The organism is Janibacter sp. HTCC2649 (genome assembly GCF_000152705.1).
GTDB lineage: Bacteria > Actinomycetota > Actinomycetes > Actinomycetales > Dermatophilaceae > Knoellia.
This window is the reverse complement of record NZ_CH672413.1, coordinates 2272424-2288050: the sequence shown is the minus strand read 5'-3', so window position 1 is coordinate 2288050 and position 15627 is coordinate 2272424. Positions and strand designations below refer to the sequence as shown.

The 15627-nt window shown below is 68.9% G+C and carries 15 protein-coding genes and 1 tRNA gene; 4 read left to right on the top strand and 12 right to left on the bottom strand.

What is annotated here, in order from left to right:
- The first annotated feature begins 84 nt into the window (after positions 1–84).
- Positions 85–663 (top strand): TetR/AcrR family transcriptional regulator, encoded by a 579-nt coding sequence (locus JNB_RS10945; RefSeq protein ID WP_009776529.1) that lies wholly within the window; start codon positions 85–87, stop codon positions 661–663.
- Positions 664–784: 121 nt separating this feature from the next.
- On the opposite strand, the gene JNB_RS10940 is transcribed toward JNB_RS10945, so the two are convergent.
- The 11 genes from JNB_RS10940 to JNB_RS10890 all read right to left on the bottom strand — a co-directional run bounded on the left by JNB_RS10940 (position 785) and on the right by JNB_RS10890 (position 13003).
- A complete protein-coding gene (locus JNB_RS10940; protein WP_009776528.1) occupies positions 785–2041 on the bottom strand; it encodes an SGNH/GDSL hydrolase family protein in 1257 nt (418 codons plus the stop codon).
- A gap of 304 nt (positions 2042–2345) precedes the next feature.
- A complete protein-coding gene (locus JNB_RS10935; RefSeq protein ID WP_009776527.1) occupies positions 2346–4166 on the bottom strand; it encodes a phosphoenolpyruvate carboxykinase (GTP) in 1821 nt (606 codons plus the stop codon).
- A 432-nt stretch (positions 4167–4598) separates the two neighbouring features.
- Entirely contained in the window at positions 4599–5105 is a 507-nt protein-coding gene (locus JNB_RS10930; RefSeq protein WP_009776526.1) for a flavin reductase family protein, read from the bottom strand.
- Positions 5102–5599, bottom strand: coding sequence for an NADPH-dependent FMN reductase (locus JNB_RS10925; RefSeq protein WP_009776525.1), 498 nt, complete (start codon positions 5597–5599; stop codon positions 5102–5104). Before JNB_RS10925 ends, JNB_RS10930 begins: the two co-directional genes overlap by 4 nt.
- Positions 5593–6357, bottom strand: a complete 765-nt coding sequence (locus JNB_RS10920) for an alpha/beta hydrolase (protein WP_009776524.1) — start codon at positions 6355–6357, stop codon at positions 5593–5595. Before JNB_RS10920 ends, JNB_RS10925 begins: the two co-directional genes overlap by 7 nt.
- Positions 6354–7730, bottom strand: a complete 1377-nt coding sequence (locus tag JNB_RS10915; RefSeq protein WP_009776523.1) for an LLM class flavin-dependent oxidoreductase — start codon at positions 7728–7730, stop codon at positions 6354–6356. The genes JNB_RS10920 and JNB_RS10915 overlap by 4 nt, the downstream gene beginning before the upstream one ends.
- A 70-nt stretch (positions 7731–7800) precedes the next feature.
- On the bottom strand, positions 7801–8682 hold the full coding sequence (locus tag JNB_RS10910) for an ABC transporter ATP-binding protein (protein ID WP_009776522.1): 882 nt from the start codon (positions 8680–8682) through the stop codon (positions 7801–7803).
- Complete coding sequence (locus JNB_RS10905) at positions 8679–9551, bottom strand: ABC transporter ATP-binding protein (protein WP_009776521.1); 873 nt, start codon at positions 9549–9551, stop codon at positions 8679–8681. Before JNB_RS10905 ends, JNB_RS10910 begins: the two co-directional genes overlap by 4 nt.
- On the bottom strand, positions 9548–10480 hold the full coding sequence (locus JNB_RS10900; protein ID WP_009776520.1) for an ABC transporter permease: 933 nt from the start codon (positions 10478–10480) through the stop codon (positions 9548–9550). The genes JNB_RS10905 and JNB_RS10900 overlap by 4 nt, the downstream gene beginning before the upstream one ends.
- Position 10481: 1 nt before the next feature.
- Positions 10482–11459, bottom strand: coding sequence for an ABC transporter permease (locus JNB_RS10895; RefSeq protein WP_009776519.1), 978 nt, complete (start codon positions 11457–11459; stop codon positions 10482–10484).
- Positions 11459–13003, bottom strand: a complete 1545-nt coding sequence (locus JNB_RS10890; RefSeq protein ID WP_009776518.1) for an ABC transporter substrate-binding protein — start codon at positions 13001–13003, stop codon at positions 11459–11461. The genes JNB_RS10895 and JNB_RS10890 overlap by 1 nt, the downstream gene beginning before the upstream one ends.
- A 325-nt stretch (positions 13004–13328) precedes the next feature.
- Here JNB_RS10890 and JNB_RS10885 point away from each other — a divergent pair, with 325 nt between their 5' ends.
- Positions 13329–14225 carry a LysR family transcriptional regulator gene (locus JNB_RS10885; protein ID WP_009776517.1) on the top strand — a complete coding sequence of 299 codons (897 nt, stop codon included), beginning with the start codon at positions 13329–13331 and terminating at the stop codon, positions 14223–14225.
- Positions 14225–14770: a cupin domain-containing protein gene (locus JNB_RS10880; protein WP_009776516.1), complete on the top strand. Its 546-nt coding sequence runs from the start codon at positions 14225–14227 to the stop codon at positions 14768–14770. Before JNB_RS10885 ends, JNB_RS10880 begins: the two co-directional genes overlap by 1 nt.
- Positions 14771–14813: 43 nt before the next feature.
- On the opposite strand, the gene JNB_RS10875 is transcribed toward JNB_RS10880, so the two are convergent.
- Positions 14814–15356, bottom strand: coding sequence for a sugar O-acetyltransferase (locus JNB_RS10875; RefSeq protein ID WP_009776515.1), 543 nt, complete (start codon positions 15354–15356; stop codon positions 14814–14816).
- 130 nt (positions 15357–15486) lie between these two features.
- On the opposite strand from JNB_RS10875, the gene JNB_RS10870 reads away from it, so the two are divergent.
- Positions 15487–15559, top strand: a tRNA-Arg gene (locus JNB_RS10870).
- Positions 15560–15627 lie beyond the last annotated feature (68 nt).

Here is a 15627-nt window from a genome sequence, read left to right as displayed (position 1 = left end):
AAAGGCGATTCAGTTCGCTTTGCACGATACGCAGGCATTGAACACTTGTGCAATCCCCGGGTCGAGTGTTGACTGTCACCCACCATGACCACGACTCAGGCCGGCGACTCGCGCTCGCGCATCCTGGCGACCGCTCTGCGGCTCTTCGCGGCACAGGGCGCTGCGGCGACGAGCCTGCGCGAGGTGGCTCGTGAGGCCGGAGTTGCGCCGGGCCTCGTGGTGCACCACTTCGGTGGCAAGGACGGGCTGCGCCACGCCGTGGACGAGTCCGTCGTCGACCTCTTCCGGGTCGCGGTCGACTCCGTGCCGCTCGACGGACCGGCCGACGAGGTGGTCGCCGCACGCGATCGGGCTGCGGCGGAGATGTTCGAGGCCAACCCCCACGCGGTCGACTACCTGCGTCGAGCCGTCGTCACGCCGGACCCGGGGGCCGAGGGGCTGGCGCGCATGCTCATGGAAGAGACCATCCGGCGGACCCAGACGCTGCGTGACCACGGCATCGCCCGCAGCCGCATTCCCGTCGAGGAGCAGGCGGTGGCGGTCTTCGTCCGCCAGCTGGGTGCACTGCTGCTCCAGCCGGCACTGGCCCGGATGTGGACCATGGCTCAGGCGCCATCGCCGGTGCCGACGGTCAAGGTCAGCCTCACCCGCCCCACCGACTGAACTGCAACGTCCGCATGGATGGCTGGAAACGCGACCATTGGCGCGGACGCAAGCGGGCGGCATACCCACAACGTCCGCGCCCTTGGTCGCGAACTCGACCATCTGCGCGGACGCAAGCGGGTCAGCGGGTGCACTCCAGGGAATCGAGGTCGACGGCGTTCGCCATCGCCTGATAACCCGCGTCGCCCGGGTGCAGGTGGTCGCCACTGTCGTAGGCCGCGAGGATGCGCGAGGGCTGGGCCGGGTCGCGCACCGCTGCATCGAAGTCCACGACCGCGTCGAACTCACCACTGGTGCGGATCCACGCGTTGACCTCGCCGCGGATCGCGTCCTTGGGCTCGGACCAGAGGCTCCCGCCCTCCCACGGTGTGATGGTGCCGCCGACGATGCAGACCCCGCGGGCATGGGCGCGACCGATGAGCTGGCGATAGGCCTGGATGAGGTCCGCGGGCTTGGTCGCGAGCTCCCAGCGCAGGTCGTTGACACCCTCCATGACGACAACGGTGCTCACGTCCGGCTGGGCGAGCACGTCCCGGTCGAAGCGCGCCTGCGCACTGACGCCCGGCCCGTCGGCGAGCACCCGGTTGCCCGAGATGCCGGCGTTCATGACGCCGAACTGGTGCGGCTTCGGCCCGGCCAGGATCCGGCTCGCCAGGAGGTTGGGCCAGCGCCGGTTGGTGCTCGTCGTGGACTTGTCGCCGTCGGTGATCGAGTCACCCAGCGCGACGACCGTGTCGACCTGCTGGGGCGCATCGACGACAGCCGACTCGACCCACGCATAGCTCGTCGTCGGCGTCTGGAACGAGCCCGCGAACTCCTCACCCCCGTGGTCGCCCGGGGTCGAGATGAAGTTGGTCTGGTGGGCCAGCTTGTGGCCGCTGACCGTCCCGGCATCCCCGACGACGTGGATGCTGACGGACAACGTCGACTGCGCGGGCACGTCGCCCGGCACCGGGTCGCTCAGCACCTCGGCACCGACCGGCACCGTCACCGACGGACTGCCGCCGAAGGACAGGCGACGGTTGCTGCCCGCTGCAATCGCCGCTCCCTGACCGGCCTGCCCCACCCACACCGAGTCGAACGTCACCGGCACCGAGCCGTACGCGTTCGACAGCGAGATCCGCAGGTTCGACCCGCCCACGCTCGTGTGGACGATGTTGCGCACCGTCTGGTCGACGACCTTGAGGGCGGTCGAGTCGACCGCCGTCCCCCACGTCCCGACCTGGTCGATGCGGGCGTCCGCTGCGGCACCCGCCTTGATCGGGGTGGTGGCCGTGGCAGATGGCGCGGTCCCGGGGGTGAACGCGAAGGCAGCCGTCGCAGCGATCGCGGCCGCACCGACGGCCAGTGGGAAACGACGGGGTCCATGAGAGGTCATGCCCTTCAGTGAATCCCTGTGTATGCCGTCCCGCCACCCGAGCGCCCGCCTCACCCATGGTGTGCGCACCGTTCCCGGAACGTTCACGCGCGAGGCGGGCGGGCGGCATACCCACCCTTTTGTGTCCGCGCGGGTGGCCGGGAACCCGACCATCCGCGCGGACGCAAGCGGCAGGCACACCCACAATGTCCGCGCCGATGGTCGAGAAGGTGACCATCGGCGCGGACGCCCGCGGCCGGCAACGCGAGAGGCGCCGCCTCCCGGAAGGGAAGCGGCGCCTCTACGGCGTTTCAGCGAGTCAGGCTCAGACCCCGAGACGAGCCTTGAGGCCGTCGAGCTCGACCTGGAGAGCGGTCGGGAGGTTGTCGCCGAACTTGGCGAACCACTCCTCGATCTGCGGGATCTCGGCCTTCCACTCGTCGTTGTTGACGGTGAGTGCCTTGGCGAGCTCCTCGAGGTCCATGTCGAGGCCCTCGGTGTCGATCGACTCGGGCGTGGGGACGTGACCGATGGCGGTCTCGACCGCGGCAGCCTTGCCCTCGATGCGCTCGATGGCCCACTTGAGGACGCGGGCGTTCTCGCCGAAGCCGGGCCACACGAAGTTGCCCTCCTCGTCACGACGGAACCAGTTGACGTAGAAGATCTTCGGCAGCTTCGACTCGTCCGCACCCTTGCCGATGTCGATCCAGTGCTGGAAGTAGTCACCGGCGTTGTAGCCGATGAACGGCAGCATCGCCATCGGGTCGCGGCGGACGACGCCGACCTGACCGGTCGCGGCAGCGGTGGTCTCGGACGAGAGCGTGGCACCCATGAACGTGCCGTGGGTCCAGTCGCGCGACTCGGTCACGAGCGGCACGGTGGTCTTGCGACGGCCACCGAAGAAGATGGCCGAGATCGGCACACCCTGCGGGTCGTCGTACTCGGGGGCGAGGATGTCGCACTGCTTGATCGGGGTGCAGTAGCGGCTGTTCGCGTGGCTGGAGAGCTCGGTCGACTCAGGCGTCCAGTCCTCGCCCTTCCAGCTCGTGGCGTGGTCGGGCATGTTCTCGAGGCCCTCCCACCAGATGTCGCCGTCGTCGGTCAGCGCAACGTTGGTGAAGACCGAGTTGCCCTTGTTGATCGTCGACATGGCGTTGGGGTTGGTGTGCTCGTTGGTGCCGGGCGCGACGCCGAAGAAACCGAACTCCGGGTTCACGGCATACAGGCGACCGTCCTTGCCGAAGCGCATCCAGGCGATGTCGTCACCCAGGGTCTCGACCTTCCAGCCCGGGATGGTCGGCTTGAGCATGGCGAGGTTGGTCTTGCCGCAGGCGCTGGGGAAGCCGGCTGCGACGTAGTAGACCTGCTCCTCCGGTGAGGTGAGCTTGAGGATGAGCATGTGCTCGGCCAGCCAGCCCTCGTCGCGCGCCATCACCGAGGCGATGCGCAGGGAGTAGCACTTCTTGCCGAGCAGGGCGTTGCCGCCGTAGCCGGAACCGAAGGACCAGATCGTGCGCTCCTCGGGGAACTGCACGATGTACTTCTCGGGGTTGCAGGGCCACTTGACGTCGGCCTGGCCCTCCTCGAGGGGGGCGCCGAGCGAGTGGAGCGCGGGGACGTACTTCGCGTCCTCGCCGAGCTCCTCGATGCGGTCGAGGACGGCGGTGCCACAGCGGGCCATGACGCGCATCGACGCGACGACGTACTCGGAGTCGGTGATCTCGACACCGAACATCGGGTGCTCGGACTCGATGTGACCCATGACGAACGGGATGACGTAGAGGGTGCGGCCCTTCATGCAGCCGGCGTAGAGCCCGCGCATGATGTCCTTCATCTCCTCGGGCTCCATCCAGTTGTTGGTGGGCCCCGAGTCCTTCTCGTCGAGGGAACAGATGTAGGTGCGGTCCTCGACACGGGCGACGTCGCTCGGGTCCGAGGCGGCGTAGAAGCTGTTGGGCTTCTTGTCCTCGTTGAGCTTGATGAAGGTGCCGGCGGCGACGAGCTTGCCGGTGATGCGGGTCCATTCCTCGTCGGACCCGGTCACCCACACGACCTCGTCGGGGGTGGTCATCGCGGCGACCTCGTCGACCCAGGCCTGGAGGCCTGCGTGCGTGGTGCCCTGAACGGGTGCGGCGGGTGCGGTCATCTGCGTCCGTTGTCCTTCCGGTTCCGAGCGAGTGCTCGGCTTTGGGCCCGGCCAATGCCGGAGCCACCTTCGGAAGTGGATCCGACGACTGACCTGCTGGATGTGTCCACGGTACTCGCATCGTGAGACGCGTCTTGTCTCGTGAGCGAGACCGTGAATCGGGTTCCTGAAGGAACCGTCTGTCCACCGTAGGAGGGAAAGCGGACAGGGATCACGGTGGAAACCTTTCCGCACCTATGAGGTCCCTCACACGTGGAACTACCTGCGGGTATGCCGTCCGCCCGCCTCTGTTGTCAACCCCACCTCCCAGCCCCAACACCGCCCGGGGTTCGCCTCGAAGGGCCCCACCGAGCCCGACCACCTTCGTCCAGTAGGGCACGAATGGCGGAAAACCATTCGTGCCCTATTGGACGATTTGTGTTCGGGGAGCTGTCAGGCGGTGTGCCTGAGGCCGAACTGGCTGCGGTGGAAGACCAGCGGCAGCGAGTGGTCGGCGTTCTGGACCGAGTGCAGTCGGAGCAGGATGATCGTGTGGTCGCCGGCCTCGACCTCGTCGTGGATGGTCGTGTCGAACAGGGCCAGACCGTCGGTGAGGGTCACCGCGCCCTCGTCACTGCGGGCGATGTCGATACCGTCGAAGCGCTGCGCGACCGGGCCCGCCAGCTGACGAGCGACGGCATCGTGGTGGTGGGCGAGGACGGTGACACCGAGGTGGCTGGACCGACGCAGGTCCGGCCAGGTCTTGCTCGTGTTGGCGATCGAGAACGACACGAGCGGCGGGTCGAGGCTCACCGAGGTGAACGAGCTCGCCGCGAGGCCGATGAGCTCACCGTCGACCTCGGCCGCGACGGCGACGACGCCGCTCGGGAAGATCCCGAACGCCTGCCGCAGTCGGACCGGGTCGAGGTCCTGGTTGGTGGGGAAGACGCCGATGGTCATGCGTTGACTCCTGCCACGCGCTCGACGAGAGGTCGAGTGGCAGCCAGCCATGCGGCATACGCCTCGGGGTCTTCGTGGTCTCGGTCGATGACGTAGAGCCCGCGGCCGGGCACGGTCGCGCCGAGCTCGGTGAGGACGGGTCGCAGGGTGAGTTCGGGGGCGAGGCTGTGAGCCGGCGACGCCCCGAGGAGGAGAGGCACCGCCAGCCCGCGCAGCCCCGTCCCACCGGCGAAACGGTCGAGGAAGACCTTGAGCAGACCGGTGTAGGTGCCCTTGTAGGTCGGGCTCGCGACGATGACGAGATCGGCGGCGCCGACCGCTTCGACGAGCTGCGTGACCTCGGCGTCGGACCAGTCGAGGACGCGCGGGCCGAGGGTGGCGATGTCGACGACGAGGTCGGGTTCGTTGCCCGTGAGCTTGCGGGCGACATGGGTCGCAGCGGTCAAGGTGCGGCTGGCCGGCTTGGGGTTGCCGACGACGACAGCGGTCACCATGCGCTCGACTCCACCGCGAGGACGGGTTCGAGCTCGTTGCGCAGCACCTCGAGGAAGGTCACGACCTCGGCCGCGACCGACCGGTGCTGGAGGTCGTTGAGGACGTCGTGGTGCGCGCCGCGGACGACGGTGAGCCGGGCCCGTGAGAGTCGACCGACGGCGGCGATGAGGGCGTCGCGGTCGGCCAACGGGTCCACGTCGCCGATGAGGACGAGGCGGGGGAGGTCGATATCGCCGGTGAGCGCGCTCCCGACGAGTTCGGGTGAGAGGGGGCGGGCGAGGGCATGCTCGAGAGTGGCCTGATCGGCAGTCAGTCGCGTCCGGTGCACCGGGCAGTGCGTGCGCTCGTCGAGCTGCTCCTCCCACGTGGTCGCCGTGCTTGCCCGCAGCCCGGGGACACCCGCGAGAACCACTGCGTCGGGCCACCACGAGGCGCCGATGCGTTCCTGACCGATGAGGGCCGAGATGGCCAGCGCACCCGTGTCGGCGCCCACGAGAACGAGTGGGTGGACCACGTCCGTGGTTGTCGCGACGCCGTCGACGTCGCCCTCGAGCTGGTCGGCGAAGGCGGCCAGGGCCGGTGCGGGGTCCTCGCCGTCGAGCAAGGGGGCCTCGACGACGCGCACCCGGTAGGCGTCGGCGGCGAGGCGAGCGGCGAACCGCTCATAGGTCGTCGGCGACTCCCCGCGCCCGGGCACGACGATGACCGTGCCCCGGGTGCGGAGTCCTTCGGGGACCTGGTGGTCGAGGGTGGTCATGACGCGGCCTCGAGCGACTCGTTGGTGTTGGTCCCGGCGGCCTCGTCGCGGCGACGCACGGTGTTGCCGTTCTCCGGGATGGGGAGGCCGAGGTTGCCGCGGAAGGTGTCGGCTTCGTACTCGGTGCGGAACAGGCCACGCTCCTGAAGGATCGGGACGACGCCGTCGACGAACGCGTTGAGCTCGTCGTTGGTGCGGAAGGCGAGGTTGATGCCGTCGAACGTGCCTGCCCTGAACCACTTCTCGATGGTGTCGGCGACGGTCTTGGGGGCGCCCACGAACGGCGACTTGCGGTAGCCGTTGAGCCCTTGGGCGACCTGGCGCAGGGTGAGGTTCTCGGACTTCGCGCGGTCGATGATCCGGGCGGCGCCCGTGCGGCCACCGCGCTCGGCGAGGTGCGCGACGTCCGGGAACGGCGCATCGAGGTCATGGACGCTGAAGTCGTGCGCCCCGAACGACCGGCCGAGCAGGGCGAGGTTGCGGTCGAAGTCGTCGTCCTCGGCGTGGATCTCCTGGTCGCGGCGCTGGGCCGCCTCGTCGGTCGCGGCAACGACCGGCCCGCCGTGGATGAAGATCTTGATGTGGTCGGGGTTGCGCCCGGCCTCGGCCGTGCGCCGCTTGATGTCGCGGTAGTACTCCTGTGCAGACTCGATCGTCCCGCCCGGCGCGTAGATGCCCTCGGCGACCTGGGCGGCGAGGTTGCGGCCCTCCTCGGACACGCCGGCCTGGAAGATCACCGGCTGTCCCTGCGGGGAGCGCGAGAGGTTGAGTGGTCCGGCGACGCTGAAGTGCTCGCCCTTGTGCTCGAGGGCGTGCAGCTTGTCGGGGTCGAGGAAGCGCCCGCTCTCGGCGTCGGCGGGGAACGCGTCGTCCTCGTAGGAGTCCCACAGGCCGCGGGCCACCTTGACGAACTCCTCGGCGCGGGCATAGCGCGTGTCGTAGTCGAGGTGGTCCTCGAGCCCGAAGTTGCGACTCACGCCGGTGTCGAAGCTCGTGACGACGTTCCACCCCGCACGCCCGCCGCTGATGTGGTCGAGCGAGCCGAAGCGACGGGCCAGGTTGAACGGCGAGTTGTAGGTCGAGCTGGCCGTGCCCACGAGACCGATGTGCTTGGTGTGGGTGGCGACGGCCGACAGAAGGGTCAGCGGCTCGAGCCGGTTGAGGTAGTGCGCCGGGTAGGTCGCGTTGATGAACTGGCTGTCGACGATGAACAGGGCGTCAAACAGGGCGTGCTCGGCCGCCTGCGCCTGCTGGATGTAGTAGTTGATGTCGATGCTGGCGTTCTTCGCGATGCGCTCGTCCTTCCACAGTCCGTGCTGGCCGGGGCCGCCGACGCCGGCGGGGTGGAGGGCGAGGTGGATCTTGCGCGACATGTGAGTTGCCTTTCGGGAGAAGCGAATTCGATGGGTATGCCGTGTGCCTGGCTTTCCGGGGCAGGTCCGGTCAGGCGGTCAGCTGGGCGCGCAGGGCCGCGCGTTCGGTGCGGTCGGCCGAGGCCGTGCGCAGGGTGGGAGCAGAGCGCAGGAGCAGCCGCGTGTAGGCGTGCTGCGGGTTGGTGATGACGTCGCGGGTGGCGCCGACCTCGACGACCTCACCGCGATAGAGCACGGCGATGCGGTCGGCGATGCCGGCGACGGAGCCGAGGTCGTGCGAGACGAAGACCAAGGCGATGCCGGCGGCCTTGAGCTCCTGCAGGATCGTCAGGACCTGGACGCGGTTGGCGGCGTCGAGGGCACTGACGGGTTCGTCGAGGATGACGACGTCGGGGTTGGTGATGAGTGCTCTCGCGACGGCGACGCGTTGCCGCTGTCCGCCGGAGAGTCGGCCCGGGAGCCGGTCGAGGACGTCGGCGTCGAGGCTGACCTTGGCGAGCAGGCGTTCGGCCTGATCCCGGGCCTCTCCGCGCGAAACACCCTGGAGGAGAAGGGGCTCGGTGAGCGAGTCGCCGATCGTCAGGTCAGGGTCGAGGCTCTTGAGCGGGTCCTGGAAGACGTACTGGACCACGCCGCGACGACGCAGGCGCCGCCACTGACGACGCCCGAACCGGGTCACGTCCTCACCGTCGACGAGGACGCGCCCACTCGCGGCAGGGGTGAGCCCGAGGATGGTGCGGGCCAAGGTGGTCTTGCCCGAGCCGGTCTCACCGATGATGCCGACGGTCTCGCCGCGCTCAACCGTGAGGCTGACGTTGTTGAGGATCCGGGTTCGGTGGAGCCCGCGACCCAGCTTCACCTCGAGGTCGACGACCTCGAGCACCGTCCCGCTGCTTGCGTCCGCGTGGATGGTCGCGTTCTCGACCGTTGGCGCGGACGTTGCGGTGGTCATGACGCGAGCTCCGGGGTGAGGAAGCGCTCGAGACCGTATTGCTCGTGCTCGCGCACCAGCAGCTGGGTGTAGTCGTGCTGCGGGTCGTGCAGGACCTGGGAGACGGGCCCCTGTTCGACGACCACTCCGTTGCGCATGACGAGCACCTCGTCGACGAGCTGGGCCACGACGGCGAGGTCGTGCGAGACGACGACCAGCGCCAGCCCCGTGGATTCGCGGAGCTCGGCGAGGAGGTCGAGGATCTCGGCCTGCACGGTGACGTCGAGGGCTGTCGTCGCCTCGTCGGCGATGAGCACCTGGGGTTCAGCGGCGATGGCGGCCGCGATGAGGACGCGCTGGAGCATTCCGCCGGAGAGCTCGAACGGGTACTGCCCATGGACCTTGGCCGGGTCACGCAGCTGCACGTCGCTGAACAGCTCCAACGTCCGCACTCGCGACTCGCGACGGCCCAGACCGAGCTTGACGCGCAGCACCTCGGCGACCTGCCGGCCCACGGGGATCGACGGGTTGAGATAGGAGGCGGGGTCCTGGAAGACCGCGCTGATCGTTGATCCACGCAGACCGGTCCACTCCCGCGGCGACAGCGTCGACGTGTCGCGGCCCTCGATGGAGACCGAGCCGCCGGTCACCTCGAACGGCGTCGGCAGGATGCCGAGGATGGCCCGGCAGGTGAGGGTCTTGCCGCTGCCGGACTCTCCGACGATGCCGACGACTCCACCGCGAGCCAGGTCGAACGAGACGCCGCGGACGATGTCGTGGCCCGTCGTCGGGTGACCGACGTGGAGGTCGCGCACCGACAGAGCGGGGGTCGCGTTTGGCTGAGCTGCCGGCAGCGCTGGGGCGATGGGGCGAGTCAGGGTGGTCGTCATGGAGTGCCTCCTGGTTGGGAGTGGGACGGAGTAGAGCGAACGGAGGTCGGTCGACCCGAGGAGCCGGCCGTGTCCCCAGCCGTCCAATTGGGTGAGTTGGGGACGAGGTCGAGGCCGACTGCTCCTTCGCCGGTGACGTCGCGGATGGCATCGGCGAGCAGGTTGCTCGCCGAGACCGTGGCGACGATGAGGAGGGCGGGTGCGACGGGAGCCCACGGCTGCTGGTCGAGGAACCCGAGCGACGTGGCGAGCAGCCCGCCCCAGGTGGGAGCCGGCGGCTGGATGCCGATCCCGAGGAAGGTGAGGCTCGAGACGATGACGAAGCCGACCCCGAGCGTCTGGGCGAACGCCACCGCGATGGGGGGCAGAACCTTGGCCCAGAGGTGGCGCCGGGCGATCCAGCCGACCGAGGCGCCGGAGATGACGGCCGCCTCGACATAGGCGGACCGGGCCACGGCCAAGGTCGCCGCCCGAGACACCCGGAAGAACAGCGGCGACACGAGAACCCCGGTGACGACCATGGCCTGGGTGATGCCGTTGCCCAAGAGGGCAGTCACGGCGACGGCGAACAAGAGGAACGGAAGCGCGATCAACGTGTCGATCGCCCGAAGGCTGATCCATTCGAAGACGCGGCCGAGCTGCACCGACAGGATCCCGGGCACGACGCCCACCACCAGCGCGATGACGACGACCTCCAGGGAACCGACGACGCTGACGCGCGATCCGTCGAGCAACCTGCTGAACACGTCGCGCCCGAGGTTGTCGGTGCCGAGCCAGTGCGCCCACGAGGGGCCGACGAGCGTGGTGTCGCTCGTGGCCAACGGGTTCTGCGGAGCGAGCAGTGGTCCCAACACCGCGAGCAGGACGATGAAGAACAGCACTCCTGCGGCGATGCGACCGGCAGGGAGGGAGAGAACGCGGCGGACCATGTCAGACCCCTCTCGCCGAGGCCGGGGTGATCCGGCCGAGCAGCACGTTGACGATGAGGTTGAACGTCACGACGAGGACGATGGAGACGACGAGGACGCCCTGGACCGCGGGCACGTCACCGGCCTGGGCCGAGTCGTTGGCGAACCGACCGAAGCCCTGCAGTCCGAAGATCCACTCGGTGACGACGGCAGCGCCGACGAGCGAGGGGAACTTCAGCCCGAGCACGGCGAGCGCCGGTCCGACCGCGTTGCGGTAGACGTGTCGGGTGAGGATCCGCCGCGATCCGAGGCCGCGCACGACCGCGCCCGTCACGTAGTTCTCCCGGTATGCCGTGACCAGACCTGTGCGCAGCTGTCGCGCCACGTCCGCCACGACGTCAAGGCTGAGAGCCAGGGCGGGCAGGGTGATGTGGGCGAGCCATGGTCCGACCCCGCTCGTGATGGGCGCGTAGCCCGCGGACGGGAACCAGCCCAAACCGACCGCCAGCACGGCGACGAGGATGATCCCGACGACGAAGCCGGGCAGGACGGACAGGACGGTGGTGAGTCCCGTGACCGCCCGGTCGACGCGACTCGTCGGCTTCAGTCCCGCCACCGTGCCGAGCACCAGGCCACCGACGACGCCGATGACGAGTGCCAAAGCCGCGACCGAGAGGCTCACGCCGAGACCGAGACCGATCAAGGTCGCCACGTCCGCGCCGTTGACCCAGCTGGTCCCGAAGTCGCCGTGAAGAACGCCACCCAGCCACGCGGCATACTGCGAAAGAAAGGGGCGGTCGAGCCCCCACTGGCTCTCGATCGCGGCAATGGCCTGGGGTGTGGCCTGTTCGCCGAGCTGGAGCCGGGCGGGGCTGAGGCCGCTCAGGGCACGCAGGGCGAACGTCACGAACGTCGCCACGAGGAAGACCGGAACGAAGACCGCGACCGACCGCCCGAGAGTGCGCGCGGACCGCCACAAGGATTGGTGGAGGCGAGTCATCACTTGCCCTTGATCGTGACGCCGGTCCAGTTGATGTGACCGGGGTTCTTGGGCAGGTTCGAGATCGACTTGTCCTTCGCGAGGAGGTTCGGCGACGCGTAGGTGAAGACGAGCGCCTGGCTCTCGAGTCCGGCACGTGTGGCGGCCTGCAGGGTCTCGGCGTAGGCCGGAGAGTCGAGCGGGGTGGCGCGCACCTTGGCGACGGCGGCCTCGAACCCGGCGGGCTCGTACGGCGTGCTGAGGTTGAGCGGACCGTTCGGCCCGAAGTGCGCCGTCAGCGTCTGGAGCGCCGAGTCACGACCGGTCGTGCTGTAGATCGAGAGGGTCAGGTCCTTGGCGAAGAACGGTGTCGCCCAGTTCTTGTCGATCTTGATCGTCGTCGTGATGCCGACGGCGGCCAGCTGTGACTGCACGATCTCAGCGGCCGGGGTGGCCTCTGGCACGACGAGATCCAGCTTGATGGCGCCCGGCTTGAAGCCCGCCTCGGCCAGCAGCGCCTTGGATGCGGCCGGGTCGTAGGGGTAGGCGTCCTTGGACTTGGGGTCATAGGCGACGTACGACGACGGGAACGGCTGGTCGGTCGCCTCGCCGTAGCCGAAGGTCAGCTTGTCGACGAACTCCTTGCGGTTGACCGCGTGCCGCACGGCGTCGACGACCTTGGGGTTGTCGAACGGCGCCTTGTTGACGTTGAGGCTGATGTTGGAGGCATTGAAGCCGGGCTGGACGAAGACGTCGAGGCCGGCCTTCTTGGCGGCGTCTGCCTGGCTGGGCGCGACGTCGGCGAAGTTGTAGACACCGGTCTGGAGGCCGGACACCACGGTCGCCTCGTCGGGCGCCGACACCAGCTCGATGTTGTCGATGTGGATGTTGGCGGCGTCCCAGTAGTTGGGGTTCTTCCTGAACGTTGCCTTCGTGCCGGGGATGACCTGCGTGGCGATGAACGGGCCTGCGCCGACGGGGTTCTGGTCGAGCTTGGCGGGGTCCTTGGCGGCGGTCGGGCTGGCCACCTGGAGCACGCGCTCGCCGAGCAGCTGCGGGATCTGGTAGTCGACCTGGGTGAGGTCGAGGACGACGTCGAGGCCGTTCGCGGTCACCGTCCTGATGGAGGTGAGGTCACCGAAGAGCGCCGAGTTCTTCTGCCTCTGCGCGCGCTCGATGGCGTCCTTGACCGCGGCGCCGTCGACGGGCGTGCCGTCGCTGAACGTCAGACCCTTGCGCAGGTGGAAGGTCACCTGGTCGCCCTTGGCGTTGTAGGTCCACTTCTCGGCGAGGTCGGGGACGGCCTTGCCCTGCTCGTCGACGCGGGTGAGCGAGGCGTAGCTCAGGGCGAGCTGGCGGAACTGCGCGCCGCTGCCCGAGACCACCGGGTCCCAGTGCTTGGGGAAGTAGCCGGTCGCCCACTTGAGCGTCGCGTTGCCACTGCCGCCCGCAGCGTCGGCGTCGCCCGAGCCGCAGGCGGTCAGGCTCGTGACGGCCAAGGTCGCGGTCAGGGCGAGGGTGGCAAGCGAGCGTCGGGGCGGGAGGGAGGTGGCGAAAGCAGACATGGGAGTTCCTTCAGGGATGGTGAGAAGCAGAGGGGTATGCCGTGTGGTCGGCTGAGGGGGTACGCCAAAGCCCCCTGTTTGCAGGGGTTTCAGGCAGGGCCTCAGGCAGGCGTGGATCAGGCGGTCGTGTGCGCTGGTGCTATCGACAGCAGCACAGACAGCGCGTCGCTCCGCAGCGGACGTCGTCGAACCGACGTCGGCTGGTCAGGGTGGGAGCGTGGCTGGACATGTCCCCAGCATGGGGCCGAGAACTCAGGGTGTCCAACTAGGAATTGTGATATCTCTTATTACGAGACGTTATGGGACCCATAATAAGGTGAGTGGAATGAGTAGGACCTTCGACATCGCCCCGCTGCGCAGCTTCGTGGCCATCGCTGACCGCGGTGGCTTCGGCCGCGCCGCCACGACCCTGCACCTCAGCCAGGCCGCGGTGAGCCAGCACGTGCGTCGGCTCGAGGCCACGGTCGGCCGCCCGCTCGTCACCCGCGCCGGGCGCGGGTCGCGCTTCACCGTCGACGGCGAACAGCTCCTCGGTCACGCCCGCCGCGTCCTGGCGGCACACGACGAGGCCCTGCGCTGCTTCGGAGTGGGGGCCGACGACACCCTGGTGGTCGGCTCGACCGAGCACGGGGCCGCCCAGCTGCTGCCGCGCTTCGCCAGCGCGCTGGGTGAGGCGTTGCCCCATCACGGCGTGCAGTTCCGGATCGACCGCGGCGCCGCGCTGCGCGAAGGACTGGCCGCCGGGCGCGTGTCCCTGGCTCTCCTGCTCGGACCGACCGGGGATCCGCGGGCCACCGGGGTCGGCGACCTCGAGCTCACGTGGTTCGCGGCGCCCGGGTGGCGCCGGCCGAGAGGGCCGGTGCCCGTCGTCGCCTTCGATGCCCCCTGTGCCTTGCGCTCGCGGGCCATCGAGACCCTCGACGGTCACGGCATCGCCTCCGTCGTCGGCGCCGAGGCGAGTAACTTGGCTGGGGTGCATGCTGCCGCCGCTGCTGGTCAGGGGGTCGCGCTCCTCGCGACACTCGGTGACATCCCGGCTGGGCTCGTGCCACTCGATGACCTGCCGAAGCCGAGGCCCTTGCCCCTGTCGGTCTGGGCCGCCGCCGACGTCCCTGCGCGGGTCGCGCGCACGGCGTGCGATGCCCTCCGTCCCTTGCTTCCCGCCACCTCGGCAACACCCGTCGGGCTCGCCGCTCGACTGTCCCTCGCTGAAGGAGCCTGATGCCAGCCCTGCACGTCCCCGCTGACTCCACGAGTGAGGAGTTCATCCGCACCCCGAGCGGTGTCCTCGTCCCGACCGTGATCGACCCCTTCCACCGGGCCCTGCACCACATCGCGCCCAGTGCACTCATCACCGAGACGAGCCAGACCACGGGCATGTCGCGGCGCGAGGCGATCAGCGGCAAAACCGTGGGGGCGCAGAGCCTCTGGATGGGTCAGACGCACGTCCCCGCCTCCACCAACTCCGGCAACCACCACCACGGCGCCTCCGAGACGGCGATCTATGTCGTGTCGGGCGCGCCGGTCTTCGTCTTCCTCGAGGTCGACGGTGACGAACCCGTCGAGCGTCGGATCGAGACGGCGCCCGGCGACTACGTGTTCGTTCCGCCGTGGGTCCCGCACCGCGAGGAAAATCCCGACCCCGACAACGAGGCCGTCGTCGTCATCGCCCGCACCACCCAGGAGGCGATCGTCGTCAACCTCGAGGGGCTCAACTGGTCCGAGGTCGACCTCGCCGCGAAAGCCGCCGCAGCGGAAGGCTGCTGAGCGCGGAAGGCAACTGAACGGCATACACAGTGGGTATGCCGTGTCACCCGTTCCGGGTGACGGTCGCCTTGGGTCCGGCGACCAGTGTTCCGGCCGGCACATCGTCCGCGACGATGGCTCCTGCGGCGACCACGGCATCTCGCCCGATGCTCACACCCGGCAGGATCGTGGCTCCGGCGCCGATCCAGACGTTCTCACCGACGTCGATGGGGCCGCCCGTGAGCCACTCGCGGCGCTCCTCGACGTCGACCGGGTGGCCCATCGTGATGAAGGTGACCCTGGGGGCGATCATCGTGCGCGTGCCGATCCGGATCCCGGCGTGGTCGAGGAACGTGCAGTTCTGGTTGATGAAGACGCGTTCGCCGAGGTCGAGGTTCAGGCCGTGGTCGGTGAAGAACGGCGGATGGATCGTGACTCCGGCGGGGACGGGCCGCCCCAGAATCTGCTCGAACAGCTCAGCCTTGCCGGCGTCGTCATCGAAGGGCAGGACGTTGAGGCGCGACGTGAGCTCGGTGACGCGCAGGACCCGCTCGGACATGGCTTGGAACTCGGGGCTGCGGATGCGCATGACGTTCTCACTCGGCATGCCGCGACCCTCTCAGCCCGGTGTGACAGGCGGGCCGGAAACGGCAGGGGAGCGGGCGGCATACAACGGATTTCTCAGGTGGGCAGGTGCTCGCGTATGCTTGCCGATCGTTGCGCCAAGCGTGCAACATGCGCCCGTAGCTCAACGGATAGAGCATCTGACTACGGATCAGAAGGTTAGGGGTTCGAATCCCTTCGGGCGCACTCTGTTGAGACAGACGTATGGGGCCCCGGAACGCGAAAGCGAACCGGGGCCTTACTCGTGTGCTGGG

What these genes read in the sequence shown, in the direction of transcription:
- JNB_RS10900 (WP_009776520.1), bottom strand. Translation starts at nt 10,480, where the DNA reads ATGGTCCGCCGCGTTCTCTCCCTCCCTGCCGGTCGCATCGCCGCAGGA.
- JNB_RS10875 (WP_009776515.1), bottom strand. Translation starts at nt 15,356, where the DNA reads ATGCCGAGTGAGAACGTCATGCGCATCCGCAGCCCCGAGTTCCAAGCC.
- JNB_RS10940 (WP_009776528.1), bottom strand. Translation starts at nt 2,041, where the DNA reads ATGACCTCTCATGGACCCCGTCGTTTCCCACTGGCCGTCGGTGCGGCC.
- JNB_RS10880 (WP_009776516.1), top strand. Translation starts at nt 14,225, where the DNA reads ATGCCAGCCCTGCACGTCCCCGCTGACTCCACGAGTGAGGAGTTCATC.
- JNB_RS10915 (WP_009776523.1), bottom strand. Translation starts at nt 7,730, where the DNA reads ATGTCGCGCAAGATCCACCTCGCCCTCCACCCCGCCGGCGTCGGCGGC.
- JNB_RS10935 (WP_009776527.1), bottom strand. Translation starts at nt 4,166, where the DNA reads ATGACCGCACCCGCCGCACCCGTTCAGGGCACCACGCACGCAGGCCTC.
- JNB_RS10930 (WP_009776526.1), bottom strand. Translation starts at nt 5,105, where the DNA reads ATGACCATCGGCGTCTTCCCCACCAACCAGGACCTCGACCCGGTCCGA.
- JNB_RS10920 (WP_009776524.1), bottom strand. Translation starts at nt 6,357, where the DNA reads ATGACCACCCTCGACCACCAGGTCCCCGAAGGACTCCGCACCCGGGGC.
- JNB_RS10895 (WP_009776519.1), bottom strand. Translation starts at nt 11,459, where the DNA reads ATGACTCGCCTCCACCAATCCTTGTGGCGGTCCGCGCGCACTCTCGGG.
- JNB_RS10885 (WP_009776517.1), top strand. Translation starts at nt 13,329, where the DNA reads ATGAGTAGGACCTTCGACATCGCCCCGCTGCGCAGCTTCGTGGCCATC.
- JNB_RS10890 (WP_009776518.1), bottom strand. Translation starts at nt 13,003, where the DNA reads ATGTCTGCTTTCGCCACCTCCCTCCCGCCCCGACGCTCGCTTGCCACC.
- JNB_RS10910 (WP_009776522.1), bottom strand. Translation starts at nt 8,682, where the DNA reads ATGACCACCGCAACGTCCGCGCCAACGGTCGAGAACGCGACCATCCAC.
- JNB_RS10945 (WP_009776529.1), top strand. Translation starts at nt 85, where the DNA reads ATGACCACGACTCAGGCCGGCGACTCGCGCTCGCGCATCCTGGCGACC.
- JNB_RS10905 (WP_009776521.1), bottom strand. Translation starts at nt 9,551, where the DNA reads ATGACGACCACCCTGACTCGCCCCATCGCCCCAGCGCTGCCGGCAGCT.
- JNB_RS10925 (WP_009776525.1), bottom strand. Translation starts at nt 5,599, where the DNA reads ATGGTGACCGCTGTCGTCGTCGGCAACCCCAAGCCGGCCAGCCGCACC.